A 17,501-nucleotide genomic window follows, 5' to 3' on the forward strand; every position below is an offset into this window, starting at 1 on the left:
CCACCCGGCAATTTACTGCAGCCCAATGGTTTTTCAGGATATGCTCTCGGAAAAACCTGAAAATCCGACGTTTTATTGTAAAGAACATTTTGAAACATTCATAAGCAAGAAGGGAATAATGATATTTTCATAGTCAAACCATGTCCCCGGTACACCCTCAGCCCGCACCGCTCTCGATCCTCGTGGTCGATGACGATCCCGATGTTCTCGATACGTTTGCTACCTATTTCACCAGCAAGCCGGGGATCGCCGTCCTGACGTTCAGGTCACCGATTGCCGCACTTGAAAAGCTGAAAACGGATCCCGTCGATGCAATCTTCTGCGATTTCTCGATGCCGGATATGGACGGTGTCGAATTCCTCCGGGTGATCCGGTCGCGGGGAAGCACGGCATTTTTCATCATCTGCACCGGCAGGCACCTCACACGGGTTGCCATCGATGCAATGAACAGCGGGGGGAATTACTACCTGCAGAAGGGGGTGCTCATGATGGACGAGATACCAAAAATCATCGAACTCGTCCGGCAGCACCAGGCCGGCCAGGCTCAGGCTTCCCCTGCGAAACCGGCGGCTGCTGCAACCCGACCCGCGGCAACAACGACCCGGTCCGCATCAGCTGTGACACGGTCCGGCACCGCTGCATCCCGGCCGGCAGCATCCCCGACCCGGGCCCCGGCAACACCGCCGGTCACAGCCGCCGACAGCCCGTTCCAGTCGCTGATCGACAACCAGTTTGTCCCCTTCTGCGGCTTCGACCGCAATGGCAAAATCCGGTACGCAAACCGTATCTATGCCCAGGAGATCTCCGCAGATGCTGAGGAAGGTGCGGGATTCTTCTCTGCAATCCCTGAGGACGAGCGTGCAGAGTTTGCAACGTACATCAAGTCGCTGACGGCACAGAACCCCGCCATCCACCTCCTGCATCATGTCCGGTCGAATGGTGCGCTGAAGCTGGTCCTTGGCAATTACCGGATATTTACCGATCCCTCCGGCGAGATTACCGGATATACTGCAATCCTGACACCGATGTCCGGTATCATCTCCCTCTCATCTCTTGCCCTGCACTCTCTGGAGGAACCCCGGGTCAAGCCGGAGCCCGTGGTGCAGAAGGTCACCATGCCGCCGACTGAAAGCCACGTGACGGTCAGGAAGAAGCGGCGGACGAAGGATTACTTTACCGAGTTGTCGGAATCGGTCGAGAATGTCCAGTACCCGGTCTTTGCCATCGATACTGCCGGAAAGGTCGTTGCCTGGAACCGGGCTATCGCAGAGCTGACCGGGATCGGCGCCGCGGACATGGTCGGAAAGGGGGGCTATGCCTATTCAGATGTTCTCGTGGGCGAGAAACGGCCCATGCTGATCGATTACCTGGCAAAGATCCCGCACGACCTCAAGCTCAAGAAAGCGCTGGGAATCACCCATGACGGAGACGTGTTCAAGAGCGAACCCGACACGGTCCGGCTCCGGGGAAAGACGGTGCACCTCCACAGCAAGGGGGCCGGCATCTACGATGCGGAAGGAGCGCTGATCGCCGCGGTCCAGTCCATCATGGTCAGTACCGAGCAGCCGGCGCGGAAGGGGAGGGAACGGTACAGCGAGGAGGTGTACCTTGGCGGGATCTCGAGTATCATCCTCAAGGTCACCGACAGCGGCATGGGCGGGGCAATTGCCGGTGCGATCGGTTCGGCAGTCGGCGGGTATGGTGTGTACGTGACCGACCGGCGGCTGTTCGTGATCCACAACCCGTTCCTGGACGCACGGCGCAGTGACAGCATCTCGTTCGGCGAGTTCATCCTTGGCGAGCTCTTCGGCACGAACGTGGATACCCGCCCGCGGCAGATGGAGGAGCTTGAGCGCCACAAGGTCTTCGAGGTCTGGAAGAAGGATATCGTCCGGATGGAGCTGAAAAAACCCAAGCTCCTTGCCGGGTCGCTCGATATCACCACGACCGCCGGCGGGAAGTTCCGCGTGTACATCGACCACATCCGGGCATTCGATCACCTCCACCAGGTGCTGAAGATGGCTTACCCGGATATCCTTGAAGTTGAATGATTTTTCCGGTTGTCCGGCCGGTACGGTCCGTACATTTATTATCTACGGGCCGGATTACTCCACATGGCAGCAAAATCCATGCCTGAACGCGGGAAGAAGTCTTCCCGTTCCCGTGGCCCCCCAGGTGTGAGCCAGGACCGGAAAAGGGATATCCTTGAGGCCAGGCACCACCCGTCGTCCCATGCCCGGCCGCATCCGGCACACCACCCCCGGCACAAGGTTACCGGCACTTCCCGGCACTATCCTCATACCCATCCCCCGGAAGAGGCTCTCGACATCGATCACGGCACTCACCAGGACCGGCCCCGGCCCGGCAAGATCGCGAAGAAGAGCAGGCGTCTCTGAATCCTGTTTGTTCTTTGCATGGCCGAATCATTCCGGAGGGATTTGACGGCAGGAGGAAAATGATTTTTAGCCCTGCTTATCCGGCCTCCGAAACCTTTAATGTCCCGGGCCCGATCCTGACATTGGAGGGATCTGTATGGCAGCGCAGAAAAAAACGGTCATTGAATTCCCGAGCGTCTCCGACCGGGCGTACCGGGAATCCAGGCGCCACCTGAAGGTGGACAGCATCATGAGCAAAAAGGTCGTCACCACAACACCGGAGACGACGATGAACCAGGCTGCACAGATCATGGGGGAGAAGCACATCGGCAGCCTGATTGTGGTGAAATACAAGACACCCGTTGCCATCGTGACGGAAAGGGACGTGCTCTCACGGGTTCTTGCAACCGGTAAAAACCTCAAGAAGACCCTGGTCGGGGATGTCATGTCGTACCCGCTCATCAGGATATGTACATCGTTCGAGATCCGGGAAGCGGCACGGACCATGATCAATAAAAAGGCACGGCTCGTGGTCTATGTCTGCGGGAAGATGGCCGGGATCATCACCGCTTCCGACCTGATCCGTGAACTGCCCGACGCACCGGAGACCTCGATGGTTGTCGATGATTTCATGACGCGGGAGATCGTCACTGCTGACGAGGACGAAACGGTGTACGCGGCAGCAACCCGGATGGGGAAGAAGCGGGTCGGGAGCGTGATCGTCATGAGCGATGACAAGCCCCTCGGGATATTTACCGAGCGCGATCTCCTCTCGTCGTTCCTTGTTCATTCCCGGTCGCTCGACACCCCGCTTCGCGAAGCCTGCTCCGGCCTCATGACCACGGCTCCTGCCGGCATCAGCATCCACGAGGCAGCCAAGATCATGGCGGCGAAGCATATCCGCAGGCTCCCGATCATGAAGAAGAAGCAGATCGCCGGGATCATCACGGCAAGGGACCTTGTCGAGGCGTACGCGAAGTGAGGATTTTTACTCTGTCGAGAAATCCTCGCAGCAATCCGTTCATTGGAATAGCGAAGGTGACCTGTGGTTTCGATCATTTTTTAGATGGCCCTGTACGGCCATGCTCCACGGGGCGAGGGTCGGCAGACCCCGAGCGCCAGTGCGCCCATCATTATCCGCTATTTGCAGGTTTTCTCCAGAGCGAGAAAATACATAATCGCCCCCCTTGCGCCAGCCCAGCCCCCGTTGGGGGCGGGGGCGCTTGGGATTCCGCAGTTTTATCTGTTTCATCACTCCTGATTTCATGATAAATGGAATTTAAAAAAATGAATGATGCTACTACGGAATGATCCCGCAAGATTGAATCGCAATCAGCGGAACATGTGACTCCTGTTTGACATAGAGAGGTGTCACCGTTGCAATCAGGAATTCCCGGTCCTCGTCTACAATACCTTCAGCACCATGATGGTGATATCGTCATGCTGGGGCTGGGTTCCCGCGAACGCGATCACGTCCCGGACAACCGCCTCCCGTATCTCTTTTGCAGTGCCATTCCGGTTCTTCATCACGCAGTCCGTGAACCGGTCGGTGCCGTACTCCTCGATCTTCTCGTTGGTCGCCTCCGTTACGCCATCGGTGTACAGCACGATAAGGTCATCGGCGTTCAGCGGGATCTTCACGGCCTCGAGATCGATCTCGTTGATAACGCCAAGCGCGATCCCCTTTGCGGAGAGGAGCTTCACGCTGCCGGTCCCGGCGCTGATAAGGATTGGGGGGTTGTGGCCGGCGTTGACATACGTGAGGCTCTTTGCCCTGCTGTCCAGGACCGCGTAGAAGAGCGTAACGAACATCCCCGTCTTCGAGTCCTCAACGAGATGGACGTTTGCCTCGCGCAGCGAGCCGACCGGGTCGCCGGCGCTGTGGGCGCTGGCCCGGATCAGGGTCCGCGAGAGGGCCATGAACAATGCGGCGGGCACGCCCTTGCCGGAGACGTCGGCGATGACGAGACCGGTATGGTCGGAGTCCAGCGGGATAAAGTCGTAGAAGTCCCCGCCGACCTCGAGCGCCGGGAGATTGTACCCGTCAAGGTCGAACCCGGGGATCATTGGCGCACGCTCCGGCAGGAAATCCTGCTGGATGCCCTTGGCGATCTCGAGCTCCTTTAACATCCGCTCCTTCTCGGCGGTGGTCCGCTTCAGGGTGCTGATGTACTCCCGGAGATCCGATGCCATGGTGTTGAAGGAGTACGCCAGGCTGCCGAACTCGTCCTGCGTGTTCACCTCCACGACATAGTCGAGGTTCCCTTTACCGACCTCCTCGGCTCCCTTCTCAAGTTTCTGCAAAGGCTCGGTCAGAAAGCGGGAGAAGGTCCACGTCAGGACAACCACTGCCAGGATCAGGATAATGAATATCCCGATGAAGATGGTCTTCATGGTCTGCTGCTGGCTTGCCATGTGGTCGGCGGCGGCCCGCGTGTCGGCCCGGATTGTCTCCTGCGAGAGCCGGGCCGGAGCGGTCACGTCATCGACCGGCATTACGACACCGACACTCCAGTTCACGCTCGGCACCGGGGCGTAGGCAATGAACCGGTCGCCATCCTCAAACTGGACACGCTCGATGCCGGTCTTTCCCGCGGTCATCTCCCGGGCCACCCGGACAAGTCCTGTGTTGTTACTCTCCAGCAGATCCTCAGTCACAAAGGATTCGTCCCACCTGCGATCGCCGGCCGAGAGGCCCGGCCGCGTGATGACATGCCCCGTGCTGTCGATCAGCATCGCATAGCCGCGGTCGCCGACCTGCGTGCCGATGATGTTCTGGTTGATGGTGTCGATGGTGACATCGGCTCCCACCACCCAGGTTCTGCCGGTCCGGTTGTCATACACCGGGCGCGAGCAGGTGACCATCAGGCCGTGGCCGAGCAGGTCGACATACGGCTGGGACCACGTGACGCCGCCGTTCTTCTTTGCGTCCTTAAACCAGCTCCGGAGCCGGGGATCGAATGACGCGTTCAGCCCGTTCGTCCACGGGTAGATGACCGAAATGCCGCTGTCCGTCCCCACGTACACTGCCGAGATCTGGCGGTTGTTCGCATACACCGGGATAAAGATATCCCCCATCATGCCGGCAGCGTTGCGCTCTTCCAGTGTCACGGTCTCTTTTGCGCCGGGTGAGTAGAAGAGGACGGTCGTTGCAAACCGGTCTTCCGGGACATCGTCCTGCGTGTACAGCCGCTGCGTGCGGACCCGGTCCGGGTGCGCCTGGATCTCGCCGGCATAGTATGCCATGGTCCCGAGATCTGCGCGGACCCGCTCGAATATGATGTTGCTGATATAGGCCTGGTCGCTTGCAAGTTTCAGGAGCGAGGCCCGTGCATTGGTCTCGAGCGCCGCGGCGCTGTCGGCGCTCGCCTTGTTCCCGAGATCGGTGCTGCGGCCGGCGGCAAAGGTGCTGACGTCCTCCATCTGCGTGAACGCAAGATACCCGGTTGCGCCCAGCGCTACGAGGGAGAGTACGAGGAACAGCAAAAGGATTTTTGTCCGTAAAGGGAAGCGGATCTTCGGAGGAGAGCGGGTACCCGGATTCATCCATTCTCCTTCACGTTCCGGACAAAAAAATGGATTGGTTCTGCACTCAGAAACCGGAATCCCGGCTGACAACAGGATGGCAGGGGGCGCCTGTATCACCCGGGATGTTTGGGGAGCTCCCATGGAACAGGGAAACCCGGAGAGGAAAGGAGGGTATTACGATCCAGTTTTCCCGAACCAGCCAAACGGGTTCAGGATATACAATACCGCAGCGAGCCCGACGAGGCCAAGGGCAATGATTGCGAGCAGCAGTACCTGGTTTGTAGTCAGCGCCATATCAATCAATGATCACGGTTCCGGAAGGAAAAAAGGTTTCCAAATTTTATCAGGTCACCCGGAATATTCCCCGGGATATGCCCCTCCTTTGCCGGCATACATTGACACCGGTGTCCGGCCGGTGCCGCCCGATAAAAAAAGAGGCAGCGATACCATATCCGTTGTGGATCTCAGCTGCCCTTTCCAAAAGAGAGGAGAGCTGCACCACCTGCATCGGTCAGTGTGAGCCGGTTACCCGTGACGGTAAAGCCTGCAGTCTTTTTCAGCAGGGTAAGGAAGGTATTCTCCTGCAGCATGATACCATCTCCGGGACAGTTCATTTTCGTTGAACTCAGGGAACTGATCATAAGCGAGGTTCCGTTCACCGTGTACGATCCGGAGTACTGGTTGCAGCCGGCAGAACCGCTCACGCGCCCTGCGGTGTCGAAAACGGCGGTAACCGTGCTTCCGCTGATCACCGATGAAACAGCATCACCGGCATACACGGAGTCGAGTGTCCAGTTCGTGCCGGCGAGGGGTGCCGGAGCGGGCGGGACCAGTCGCGTGAATGTCAGCACGGTCCTGCCGGACGCGTCAGCGAACGCAAGGGTATCGCTGCCTGCCGACACCGATGCAGCAAGGGGGAGTACTTTAAGGTAAGCGCTCTCCTGCTCCATCACGCCCGGCTTCATACAGGCCATTTCCGTGGAACCTGCCGGCCCGATCGTGATCTTCGTTCCGTCGAGCCGGTAGTCGGCAAAGTAATGGTTGCAGCCGGATGTGCCGGCGATGCTCCCTCCCTTGCCGAACTCCATCGTGATCGTTGTGCCGTCCATGGGTGCGGCAAGTGTCCCGCCGGAAAGGTATCCGGTAAGGACCCAGCGGCTCCCGTCAGGTGCCGGGATGTCTCCTGCCGGGATCCCTGCAGACGGTATGCTGCCGGTGCATCCCGCGGCGATGAGTACGGGGACAATGACCATGAGGCCGGCAATCACGGGGAGGAACGGGATCCTGCCGGTCGTATTCTGCGGATTCATGCAGGAACATGGGATGAATGGTATTATAAACAGACCTTTGACTGCGAATGGTTTCGCAGCAATCGCTCCCCGCAGACCGGCCGTGGCTGCCGGGCCCATCATGAGATGGGACGGCAGTACGGCGCCCTGATGAAGTACAAACTCACCGGTGAACTCACGTGCCGGGCAACCAACATCTCGCGGCGAGAGTACATGCCGGAGCAGATCCGGGCCATGGGCTGCAATCATTCCGGAAGCACCGGTGCATGCCCTGCCGTCAGTCCCGCGGGTAATGGCTCCGGCAGCTTGCGTAAAAAAAGGGTTCAGACCCGTTCCATGGAGATTGTCATGTCTTCTGCAATCCAGAAGATCGGATCCTCAGTGCAGGTGTCGCACTCGGCCCGGGGTTCCTGGAAGGCCATATCGTTCGTGACCGGCCGGGTGATCGCCGGCACGAGCGGGATATCGACGTCCTTCTGGATCACGTACCGGTACGGGTCGAGGTTCTGGGCAAAGTACTCCTTCCACCGGTGCCGATCGTCCGGCGTTGCATTGTATGACCAGTCGCCCCCTTCGGCCGCGGTCACGTCGTTGGGGACCCAGCCGTAGCCTTCAAGGTAATACTCGGCCCAGAAGTGGGTGCCGGGGTTCGCCTCGAACATCTGGTACCCACCGGCAGCGCGGGCCGGAATGCCGAGCGCCCGGCAGAGCGCGGCAAAGTACATGCTCTGGGTGCCGCAGTCGCCCTCGCCGGTCTCCAGCATGTACTCGGATTCAGGCTTCCGGATCGCATCCAGGTAGGAATGCGGGGCATGGCTGTAGGGATACGTGTCTACGATATACCAGTAAATCTTCCGGGTCTGGTTATACGGATTGGTCTCGTTGCCCACAATCTCCTGTGCTTTCTTCTTCATGGCGGGCGTGATAACGATGTTCACGCCGGATTTTGTATATTTCTGGTACTCGGGACTGCTGGTATTGTACGGCAGGACCTTTGCGGGATCGATGGTAAATCGCACCTCGTGCCGGGTGAAGCGGAACTTTGCCGTGGCATTGATGAACGGATCCTTCATCTCCTCGAGCGGGAACTCGAAGTACACGATTCCGATGTCCCCGCTGGTGCCGGTCGTGGATTTCATGTACTGTGCTGGTTCCAGGGAAAGGATGGTCACATTCGTCTGGTGAACGTACTCGATGGGGAGGGGCAGCCAGAGCCGGAACGTGCCGGTTGCCGGGAGCTTTGAGCGGGGAATTGCGATGGATTCGGTTCCTTCCCAGACAACGGGTTCGCCCTTCGAGCCGGTGCCGGTCCGGTGGAGGAGGAGCGGCACCATCTCATCATAAATTGGCGTGTGGTTCTTTGCGGCCATCCGTTTCCGGATCAGGGGTATGTTGTGGAACTGGATGTTGTTGATGGTCTCCGAGGAGTACATGATTTCGCCATCGGTCATGAGGGCTGTCGGTTTCATCGAATCGAGCTGGGCGGTCTGCTCCTGCAGGCTGAGGTCCGGGAAGGCCGACGCGACCTGTGCTTCTGCCACGCTCCGGTTCCAGGGGAACGGGTAGAGAATCATCATGACCTTTGTGGAGCGGTCCCGCGCCCTGAGGGCTGCCGCGGGATTGCCTTCAGCGGTATAGTTCTCCTGCGCACGGATGAAGAGATCTTCCGCTGCACGGTAATTTGCAGCCGAAAACTCCTGCTCTGCCTGCTGCATGAGGGTATCGCCCTGCGATTTTTCGGACGCCGGAGGTACAGCTGCGCCCGGGGACTGTGTTGTACAGCCGGCAGCAAGGAGTGCGCATATGCAGACAATGATGAGGGGAAGGATAAGTGATCGTTTCATAAGGCATCGTACAGGAAAAAAAGTCGGAAATATACCCTGATAAATGTTAGGAAATGATCCCGGAAAGAAGCCGGGGGCTGGTTCCGGTTGGTGCGGTATATCCCGTGGATCCACCGAACCCGGTGGGCCGTGCGGTACCGGCCGGGGTAAGCGGCCCGGTACGCGCACCCGGACAAGTCTCGCGGAAGAAAACGGGTTCGGTCGGCGGGCAGGGCACCATATCAGGTTTTTCTGCGGGCGACGGGATACCCGGGAAGATTTCCATAATGAGCCCGGCCGGTCATTGCAGTATCATACCGGAACCACATGTGTTCCGGCTTCCGGGCAGGGTGGAAGTTCCGGATAGCGGGGGTCAGGCTATGCCGGTTGCTGCCCCGAAACCCTGCCGATAAGGAAGAACAGGGCCTGGACGATGACGGCATTCAGGAGTGCTGTGCCGATGATGATGGGAAGGTATGCCGCGATAAAGTTCCCGAACGTCCCGAACCGGGAAAGGATGGTGCCGAAGACGAAGACCGTTGCAACGGCAACGAATGCACAGCCGCTGACCAGCGTGGCGGTACAGGTGGTGAACAGCGGGGCCAGGGCGCTGCCGTTCCCGTAGGATTCATACACGTGATGACAGGCATATGCCCCTGCCGGCCCGCTGATCAGGTTTGCCCAGGGAAAGATGGACCCGGGGATCAGCATCGACAAAAAGCCGCCGGCGATGCCGATGCCCAGTACCTCGTGGATTGAGGGCCTGAACAGGATGATCCCGAGGCAGAAGAACGCGGTGATCACATCCGGGGTAAGCAGCAGCCCGGGCAGGGAGAGGAGGTACTGCAGGAGCGTGCCTGCGGCCAGCAGGATTGCTATACCGGCACTGTCCCGTGTGTTCATTGCTGTCACATCCACCCGGAAGAAAGAATATTCCTGCCGGCACCTGCCCCGGCTGTCCGGTTATTCCCGCATATGTCCCATCCGATAATTCCGGGATCGGCACGCGGTTCCCCGATCCCACCGGTCCGTTGTGTCATGATAATTCCCTGTATGGAATATTGCCGGTGATATTCTTATTGGTTTGCCGCAGGCCCCGGGGAACCGTACGGGCGCGTTGGTCCGCCGGCAACGCTGGTGAGGGGTGCGGGCCGGATCATATTCCGCTTCCGAACGCCTGCCTCATTCACCGGGACAAAGACTGTTACGATCGCTGCAAAGATCCAGAGCGCTGCAACGAGGGGGAGATGCACCGCGTTCCTGTACCCGGTAAACAGCACGACCACAGCCCCGATCGCCGCGAGCCACGCAGGAACGATGATGAACTGCCCGCGGTTCCGGGCGATACCTTCGGGATGTCTTCGGATATCTTCTTTCCGGGGAGGATATTTCCCGTCGCGCCACCGCGGGCGCCCGCTTCACTTTCACCCGCCGCAATCCCCGGGTTCATCTGCTGTGCCGGTCACCTGATCGGTGTATGGGACGGACGTTCCTGAGTGTCCGGCAGGGCTCGAACATCATTGCGGAACGCTGGGAGCGCACAGCCCGGCGCACGAGGCACGGGAAGCACGCGAAGCGGATGGCAGAGCTGGCAAAGAAGTACGCGAGCGAGGGGTTCATGGGCTGCAACGACCCGCTGGAGTCGGTGCTCTTCTCCGCGTGCGTGGAACTGCAGAAAGCGGGTAAGTGATGGCACCCCGGGGGATATCCATGCGAGGATACATGAGCGCAGAAGAAAAACCGGGACGCATGCAATTCTACCCGGCGTTCTGCTGTATCCTGCTCATCCTCCTGCTCTGTCCTGCCGGGTGCGACCGCCACTGCACCGTGTCCTGACGGGCCGGGGAATCCCCGGGATGGTATCACGCGCTCCCTCTCCCCGGCAGGACTGCCGGAACGGGTAACAACGCCCTCACCACCTGCACAGGATACTGCGGCCGCCATAACCCCGCCAATCCCCCTCATTCTGTCGGATGCAGACCGGCATGCAGCGGACAGTTGCGTTTTGTCGGAGAAGAACATCTCGGAGAGTGTTGCCCTGTTCATGGACAGTTGCATGGTAAGAACAATGCTCCGGGACGGCTGGACGATCCAAGGGCTGCGGTACGATCTTAACCTTCTCGGCAGCAGGTGCCGCCAGAGTTCACACCAGTATGCATCGCGGAACTGCGACTGGTGCGCGGACGGCGGGCCGGTGCTTGTTCTCGGGTACCACGGTATCATGGAAGCCGAACTGATGGCACACCTGGAGGACAGAACGGTATCCCATCTTGGTGCAACACTTCCGCAGGATTCAGGATCGATCTCACATGGTAATTCAACGAGTGTAATCTTCCGGAACGGGACTGTCCTGTACACATTCCCTGACTGCTGAGAGGTCCGTTTTCCCGGGAGGACCCGGGATATAACGGGAAGAAACCTATTATCCCTTCGTGAATATATCCTCCCGTATGATACCCGCCACAGCGGATGTTCCCCCGGATACGGAAGAGAACCGGGAGATCTGCAGGAAGTACTGCACGATCTGCCCGACGTACAAGGCGAACCACCTTGAGCAGCACGAGCCGGACGTGCTCTTCTGCACACGGGGACGGTCGTCCTGCCCCGACAAGAAAGAAGTCCGGTGCTTCTGCCTGGGCTGCGAGCTCTTTCTCAAGTACCACCTCCGGCTCGCGTACTACTGCACGAAAGGCCGGTAAGCGCCGGGGACAGATGGGGAACGGCGCTTTTTCAGATCCGGACAGGAACCGTATCGCCATTCTGCAGCATGTCCTGCAAGCCGGCAGGTGTACTCTCTTCTCCGTACGGGGAGTACCCTGCCCGGGACGGTATGCCATGTATTGTTTGCGTACAGCAAATTCTTACGATATCACTCTGTGCGTGTCTCCGCCGGGATGACCCGGAAGATGACAAACACGGCAAGGAGAAATCCGGTCCCCACGAACCCGGTCACGAACGGCACGAGCCACAGCAGGAGAGCGCCCGTAAAGGTGTCAGTGCGGGCATCCTCCGGGTTCGCCGGGTCGTAGAGCACGGTTACCTCGTCCCCGGCACTCCAGGCCGGAGGGCTGCTGCCCTCGGGAATCTTCACGGTATGGTTCCGCCCGCCGCTGTCCGTGAACGCGACAACGGGATAAGAATAGACCGTATCCTCATCGATCTCCTCCACCGTCTTCACCACGATGCCAGGTGCCCGTTCCTCAATGCCCGACCTGGTGAAGGCATCGTACGATGAGATTGCTGCAACAAGCAGCATGATTATGGCGATGGAACCGAATGCCAGGAGAAAGATCGTCCGCGTGCGTGCTGTATCCCCCGCCAATGCGGATGGGCCGGTGCCTGCCCCAGATACCCCTCCGAAGTCCCGTGCGGCCGGATCGCTGAGCATCGTGGACAGCACGGCCCGGTCCGATTCGTCCGGAACGTCTTCGATCCTCGCGTACAGGGCCCCGTTGACCTCGAACAGCACCGAACCGTCCTTCTTCCGGTTGACAGAATAGTTCTTCTCCATGCCGGTTCTCCGGATTCCGTTATTCGCGATCTGGTCTTGATTTTCGCATGACCTGCAGGATTTGTGCCCGGGTCATTTCCCCTTGTATGCCCTCGTCAGCGCACCGATATCGGGCTTTGCCATCGGCAGCATCGCCTTCATCACCCGTGCGGCCATCTCCGGATCCGGGTCACCGGGCATGCGGGTAATTGCAGATGGGATGATCTGCCATGATACGCCGAACCGGTCCTTCAGCCGCCCGCAGCGCTGCTCTTTGCCGCCGTTCGAGAGCCGTTCCCAGTACCGGTCGATCTCCTTCTGGTTCCTGCAGTTTACGGCAAACGATACCGCCTGCGAGAACGGTATCCCGGGGCTGCCGTTCAGGGCAACAATGTCATGTCCCGCCACCCGGAATGCTGCGGCCATGACCCCCCCACTTCCTGCCCGGGTCCTTCCCTGCCGTACCGGGTAATACGGCGCATCTTCCCTTTCCTGAAGACAGAGCAGTAAAACTCTGCCGCCTCTTCTGCCTGGTTATCGAACCAGAGAAACGGTACGACCTTCTGCATGATTACCGGATATCCGGCAGAATATAAAACAGCGATCATAGATACAAACACCGGTGCCGGGTACCCGGGGCACGCCTGCCGTTGCAGGACTCGTTTTTCCTCGGGGATTATATCTCTGTCTCCGGATCAACTGTGTCGAACTTTCCCTTGTCGTTGAGACCCTGCAGTGCAGCCAGGACCCGCACTGCCGGCATCCGGCACGAACGGGCAAGCCGCTTCACGAACCCCTCATAGAGCGCGGGAGGGATCTGGTGCGGTTCCGTGTCCAGCCGGAGCAGCTCGTGCAGCACCACCTCCTCATCCGGTGTCAGTGGCTCGTCCATACTACACCCTTTTTTTGTACTATTATAAAACCGGCATATCCGTATCCTGCATTTTTTCCCGTGCCGGAAACGGAAACCTGCGCGGAATGATGTGCCGGCAGAGGTGTCACCACGGCCCGTTCACCGGTTCCCGGTATCCCCCGTCTGCAATGGCGGCACCTTCTGCTGCCAGCCCTTCAGGTTCCTGTGGAACTTCACGCAGGCAAAGACAAGGATCAGGATGCCCAGCCCGATGATGAACGTCCCCCAGTTGAGGGGGCCGGCCGGCGTGAACACGTACAGGGCCAGCATCAGGACGAACCCGCACAGGACCGTGACGACGCCAAGGGCCAGGATCTTCCACAACCCCATAAGGATGAAGAGGGCAAGCAGGATCCCTTCCCAGCTGTTCAGCCGGATCCCCGCAAACCCGGCCCAGGCCTTCTCCCGGTATTCTTCCCACACGTTCTCCGGCATACACGCGACAGCAAGCGCTATTCCGATCGGCACGATGATCAGGTCGTCGAGGTACCCGAAGAAGGGAATGAAATCCGGGATGAGATCGATGGGGCTGAGTGCGTAGACCACGGTCAGGACGATGATGGCCTTTGCGTACCACGGGATCCGCGGGTCGTTCCTTGCAAGGTAGAGCGCATAGACATCGCTCATGATCCGCTCGGCCCGCTGCCGGAACGATTCGAACGAGTCCATGGCCCGATTCCTCACCATCCGGTTGATTGCTGATGGGAGAAAAAGGAGAGTACTCTGCCTTCGGTCTGCCCGGAGCCAACTGTCACCGCAGGATTTAGCGAAACACTTTTTGGCGGGTACCGGCAACATCCCGTGATGGCACCCCAACCGGATCCCGGCATGGTACTCCGCGACCTCACACGGGTGAGGCTGACAAACCTGGACAAGATCCTGTACCCGGCAGCCGGGATCACCAAAGCGGACGTGCTCACGTATTACGTCCGCGCGGCCCCCCGCCTCCTCCCGTTCCTGCACAACCGCCCGCTGACCATGCACCGTTTCCCGGACGGGGCCGGCGGCCCGGGATTCTTTGAGAAGGATGCGCCGGCCGGCACACCGGACTGGGTGGAGACCTTCACCCGCAGAGCGGAGACTGCCGGGCGGGACGTCCGCTACGTGCTCTGCAACAACCTCGACACCCTGATCTGGCTCGGAAACCTCGCATCGCTCGAGATCCATACAGCCCTTGCTGCAGCCCCCGCGTACGAGACCCCCGACCTGCTGCTCTTTGATATCGACCCGGAGCCCCCGCTCACTTTTGACGATGTCGTTTCCGTTGCCCATATCGTCCACGGGCAGCTGGAGAACCGCGGCCTTCGCCCGTACGTCAAAACCTCGGGAAAGAAGGGTGTGCATATCGTGGTTCCGCTGGTTCCCGGCCTGTCCTTCTCCCGGGTCAGGGATTTTGCGCACGGGATAGGCAAGGCGATCGCCCGTGACACCCCGCAGGTGGTCTCCGAGTTCCCGCACTCCCGTGAGCCGGGAACAATCTTTATCGACTACCTCCAGAATTCCCATGGCAAAACCATGGTGGCTCCGTGGAGCCTCCGGGCAACCCCCCTGGCGACCGTTTCCGTCCCGGTCCGGTGGGACGAGCTGAAAAAAGGGGTATGTCCCGAAGTTTTTAATATAAAAACCGTGCTTTCAAGACATGAAGATCCCTGGAGCGATATCTTCCATGACCGGCAGAAAATCACCTGAATCCCCGCCGCCAGCAAAGCAGGCCTCGCACGGAAAGAGATCCCCGGTAACAAAACCCGCGTCTATGGTGAAGACGGAGCACCTGCCGGCCGGCGGGGAGGAGCACGGGGCACAACCCGGTCGCGCCTTCTGGAGCGGGAGCATCACCATCGGCCTTGTGAACGTCCCGGTCCGGCTGCACACGATGGTCCGCGATCGCTCGTTTGCGTTCCGGCTCCTCCACCGCGACGACGGCCAGCCCCTGAAGTACGACAGGGTCTGCTCCCGCGACGGGAAGGTCGTGCCGTGGTCGGAGACCGTGAAAGGCTACGAGATCCGGAAGGGCGAGTTTTTGGTCTTCGAACCTGATGAGCTGAAGGCGATCCTTCCCGAATCGGACCGGAAGATCCGGATCGATAAATTCGTGTACTATCTCTCGCTCGATCCGGTGTACTTCGACAGCTCGTTCATCCTCGTCCCCGACCGGAGCGAGGAGGCGTACGGCCTGCTCCTTGCTGCCCTGCAGGACCTTGGCCGGGCCGCGGCCGGAACCATCACGCTCCGGACCAAGGAGTACCCGGCCATTGTGCACGTGTACGACGGCGCCCTTGTCCTCACCACCCTCCGCCATGCTGACGAGGTCATCCCGCCGCACGCGTTTTCGATCCTGCCGGAACTCCCGGTTCCCAAAGCTGCGGAGCTTGCGCTTGCAAAGAAGATCGTTACCGATCTCTCGGGAGATTTCTCCATCAACGACTACCCGGATCGCTACCGTGAAGCGGTGCTGGCGCTTGTGCACAAGAAACTTGCCGGCGAAAACATCGTATACGAGGAACCGCATCCCGGGCAGGCAAAGGAGCTGATGCAGGCCCTGCAGGAGACCATTGCAACCCTTGCGAAGAAATGACGGACTGTCCCCGTTTTCAGCCGATGCTTGCCGCAACTGCCCCGGCCCCGTTCAGCGGCGACGGCTGGCTCTTTGAGATCAAGTGGGACGGTGTACGGGCGATCGCGCATGTGGGGCAAAGATTCACCCTATGGAGCCGGAGCGATGCTGACCTGACGGAAAAGTTCCCGGAACTCGCGGAGCTCCAGACCCTCGCGCCCGGAACGGTGCTCGATGGAGAGATCGTGGTGATGAGCGGCGGCAAACCCGACATGCAGGCCCTCCTGACGCGACTGCAGGGGCGTGCGCCGGGCGCCGGTGCGCCGGCCGTTACCTACCTTGTGTTCGATATCCTCTGCCGCGGCGGGAAAGACCTGACCCGGCTGCCGCTTGCGGAACGACAGCGTATCCTCCGGGATGCCGTGCGGGAAGGCCCCCACATCGTGATCTCGGAGCCCGTCCCGGGGAACGGGGAGGAGTATTACCGCGCTGCGGTTGCCCGGGGGCTCGAGGGGATCATGGCGAAGCGGGCGGACAGCCCGTACGAACCGGGCGTGCGGAGCGGAGCATGGCTGAAGATCAAGGTGACAAAGACCTGCGACTGCATCATCGCGGGATATACGCCGGGAAGGGGCGGGCGCAGCCCGGCCTTTGGTGCGCTGATCCTCGGCCTGTACGACCGGGGAACGCTGGTTCCGGCCGGGAAGGTCGGGACCGGATTCTCTGACCGGCTGCTCAGTGGGCTGATGCAGTTGTTCGCTCCTCTCGTTGTGCCGGAGCCGCATTTTCCCGGGTTCCATTCATCAACAGTCTGGCTGGATCCGGTCCTGGTCTGCGAGGTGGGATACCTTGCCGTGACAAAGGACCGGAGACTCCGGATGCCCCGCTTCGTCCGCATGCGGGACGACAAGCCGGCCGCAGCCTGCACAACGGACCAGCTCGCGGGACCGGCAACGGCCCGTCCTGCAGGCCGGGTGCAGACGCACACGACACCGCAGAAGACGGTAAGAAACGGACTGAGGACCTATCATGAGAAACGGAATTTTTCTGTCACACCTGAACCGGCGGGGGCGCCCGGCATAAGCGGCAGCCGGTTTGTCATCCAGGAGCACCACGCCCGCCACGTGCATTACGACCTGCGGCTGGAGCGCGACGGCGTGCTGAAGAGCTGGGCCGTGCCCAGGGGTATCCCGGAGATCCCGGGAGAGAAGCATCTTGCGGTCGCTGTCGAGGACCACCCGATCGAGTACGCATCATTCGAGGGCGAGATCCCGAAGGGAGAGTACGGGGCCGGCACGGTCACCATCTGGGATTCCGGGACGTACGAGACAAAGCACTGGGACGATACGAAGATCGAGGTCCGGCTCCGCGGGAAACGGCTGGACGGGATGTACGTGCTGGTGAAGTTCAGGCGTGCGGGAGACAAGGACTGGCTGCTGTTCCGGGGAGCGTGATCCGTACGGTACACGGTCTTTCCAGACCCCTGCCGTTACCTTTGTTGTACCCGGGATCTCCTCTCTCCTGCTCCC

The 17,501-nt window shown here is 60.0% G+C and carries 19 protein-coding genes; 9 read left to right on the forward strand and 10 right to left on the reverse strand.

The annotated features are described in order from the left end of the window. Nucleotides 1–140 precede the first annotated feature (140 nt). From A4E33_RS01700 to A4E33_RS01710, 3 genes are all read left to right on the forward strand, one after another. Nucleotides 141–2,051, forward strand: a complete 1,911-nt coding sequence (locus A4E33_RS01700) for a response regulator (RefSeq protein WP_292345810.1) — start codon at nt 141–143, stop codon at nt 2,049–2,051. Nucleotides 2,052–2,114: 63 nt separating this feature from the next. Next, nucleotides 2,115–2,396, forward strand: a complete 282-nt coding sequence (locus A4E33_RS01705; RefSeq protein WP_292345812.1) for a hypothetical protein — start codon at nt 2,115–2,117, stop codon at nt 2,394–2,396. A 136-nt stretch (nt 2,397–2,532) separates the two neighbouring features. Beyond that, complete coding sequence (locus tag A4E33_RS01710) at nt 2,533–3,357, forward strand: cyclic nucleotide-binding/CBS domain-containing protein (RefSeq protein ID WP_292345814.1); 825 nt, start codon at nt 2,533–2,535, stop codon at nt 3,355–3,357. Nucleotides 3,358–3,779: 422 nt separating this feature from the next. On the opposite strand, the gene A4E33_RS01715 is transcribed toward A4E33_RS01710, so the two are convergent. The 5 genes from A4E33_RS01715 to A4E33_RS01735 all read right to left on the reverse strand — a co-directional run bounded on the left by A4E33_RS01715 (nt 3,780) and on the right by A4E33_RS01735 (nt 10,301). Beyond that, nucleotides 3,780–5,921: a SpoIIE family protein phosphatase gene (locus tag A4E33_RS01715; protein ID WP_292345816.1), complete on the reverse strand. Its 2,142-nt coding sequence runs from the start codon at nt 5,919–5,921 to the stop codon at nt 3,780–3,782. A 446-nt stretch (nt 5,922–6,367) separates the two neighbouring features. Continuing rightward, complete coding sequence (locus tag A4E33_RS01720; RefSeq protein ID WP_292345818.1) at nt 6,368–7,213, reverse strand: META domain-containing protein; 846 nt, start codon at nt 7,211–7,213, stop codon at nt 6,368–6,370. 302 nt (nt 7,214–7,515) lie between these two features. Continuing rightward, nucleotides 7,516–9,036 (reverse strand): transglutaminase-like domain-containing protein, encoded by a 1,521-nt coding sequence (locus A4E33_RS01725; RefSeq protein ID WP_292345820.1) that lies wholly within the window; start codon nt 9,034–9,036, stop codon nt 7,516–7,518. 357 nt (nt 9,037–9,393) lie between these two features. Then, complete coding sequence (locus A4E33_RS01730) at nt 9,394–9,918, reverse strand: hypothetical protein (protein ID WP_292345822.1); 525 nt, start codon at nt 9,916–9,918, stop codon at nt 9,394–9,396. A gap of 173 nt (nt 9,919–10,091) precedes the next feature. Further along, the gene (locus A4E33_RS01735) at nt 10,092–10,301 is read right to left on the reverse strand and encodes a hypothetical protein (RefSeq protein ID WP_292345824.1); all 210 of its coding nucleotides are present in this window, start codon (nt 10,299–10,301) and stop codon (nt 10,092–10,094) included. Between the two features lie 191 nt (nt 10,302–10,492). Between A4E33_RS01735 and A4E33_RS01740 the strand changes: the two genes are divergently transcribed. From A4E33_RS01740 to A4E33_RS01750, 3 genes are all read left to right on the forward strand, one after another. Continuing rightward, nucleotides 10,493–10,705: a hypothetical protein gene (locus tag A4E33_RS01740; RefSeq protein ID WP_292345826.1), complete on the forward strand. Its 213-nt coding sequence runs from the start codon at nt 10,493–10,495 to the stop codon at nt 10,703–10,705. A 315-nt stretch (nt 10,706–11,020) separates the two neighbouring features. Then, nucleotides 11,021–11,389, forward strand: coding sequence for a hypothetical protein (locus A4E33_RS01745; protein ID WP_292345828.1), 369 nt, complete (start codon nt 11,021–11,023; stop codon nt 11,387–11,389). Between the two features lie 76 nt (nt 11,390–11,465). Next, nucleotides 11,466–11,714, forward strand: a complete 249-nt coding sequence (locus A4E33_RS01750; RefSeq protein ID WP_292345830.1) for a DUF2769 domain-containing protein — start codon at nt 11,466–11,468, stop codon at nt 11,712–11,714. A 170-nt stretch (nt 11,715–11,884) separates the two neighbouring features. On the opposite strand, the gene A4E33_RS01755 is transcribed toward A4E33_RS01750, so the two are convergent. From A4E33_RS01755 to A4E33_RS01775, 5 genes are all read right to left on the reverse strand, one after another. Then, a complete protein-coding gene (locus A4E33_RS01755) occupies nt 11,885–12,526 on the reverse strand; it encodes a DUF3592 domain-containing protein (protein WP_292345832.1) in 642 nt (213 codons plus the stop codon). 72 nt (nt 12,527–12,598) lie between these two features. After that, the gene (locus A4E33_RS01760) at nt 12,599–12,931 is read right to left on the reverse strand and encodes a VOC family protein (protein WP_292345835.1); all 333 of its coding nucleotides are present in this window, start codon (nt 12,929–12,931) and stop codon (nt 12,599–12,601) included. Then, complete coding sequence (locus A4E33_RS01765; RefSeq protein WP_292345837.1) at nt 12,886–13,074, reverse strand: VOC family protein; 189 nt, start codon at nt 13,072–13,074, stop codon at nt 12,886–12,888. The genes A4E33_RS01760 and A4E33_RS01765 overlap by 46 nt, the downstream gene beginning before the upstream one ends. A 107-nt stretch (nt 13,075–13,181) precedes the next feature. After that, on the reverse strand, nt 13,182–13,397 hold the full coding sequence (locus A4E33_RS01770) for a hypothetical protein (protein ID WP_292345839.1): 216 nt from the start codon (nt 13,395–13,397) through the stop codon (nt 13,182–13,184). Between the two features lie 120 nt (nt 13,398–13,517). Continuing rightward, nucleotides 13,518–14,087 carry a YkvA family protein gene (locus A4E33_RS01775; protein ID WP_292345841.1) on the reverse strand — a complete coding sequence of 190 codons (570 nt, stop codon included), beginning with the start codon at nt 14,085–14,087 and terminating at the stop codon, nt 13,518–13,520. Between the two features lie 135 nt (nt 14,088–14,222). On the opposite strand from A4E33_RS01775, the gene ligD (A4E33_RS01780) reads away from it, so the two are divergent. The 3 genes from ligD (A4E33_RS01780) to ligD (A4E33_RS01790) are packed head-to-tail and all read left to right on the forward strand — an operon-like array spanning nt 14,223 to nt 17,426. Beyond that, a complete protein-coding gene (ligD, locus tag A4E33_RS01780; RefSeq protein WP_292345843.1) occupies nt 14,223–15,107 on the forward strand; it encodes a non-homologous end-joining DNA ligase in 885 nt (294 codons plus the stop codon). After that, the gene (locus A4E33_RS01785) at nt 15,058–15,993 is read left to right on the forward strand and encodes a Ku protein (protein ID WP_292345844.1); all 936 of its coding nucleotides are present in this window, start codon (nt 15,058–15,060) and stop codon (nt 15,991–15,993) included. Before ligD (A4E33_RS01780) ends, A4E33_RS01785 begins: the two co-directional genes overlap by 50 nt. A 23-nt stretch (nt 15,994–16,016) precedes the next feature. Further along, nucleotides 16,017–17,426: a non-homologous end-joining DNA ligase gene (ligD, locus tag A4E33_RS01790; RefSeq protein ID WP_292345846.1), complete on the forward strand. Its 1,410-nt coding sequence runs from the start codon at nt 16,017–16,019 to the stop codon at nt 17,424–17,426. Nucleotides 17,427–17,501: the final 75 nt, after the last annotated feature.

The sequence above is a fragment of the Methanoregula sp. PtaB.Bin085 genome, from assembly GCF_002067035.1.
Taxonomy (GTDB): Archaea; Halobacteriota; Methanomicrobia; order Methanomicrobiales; family Methanospirillaceae; genus Methanoregula.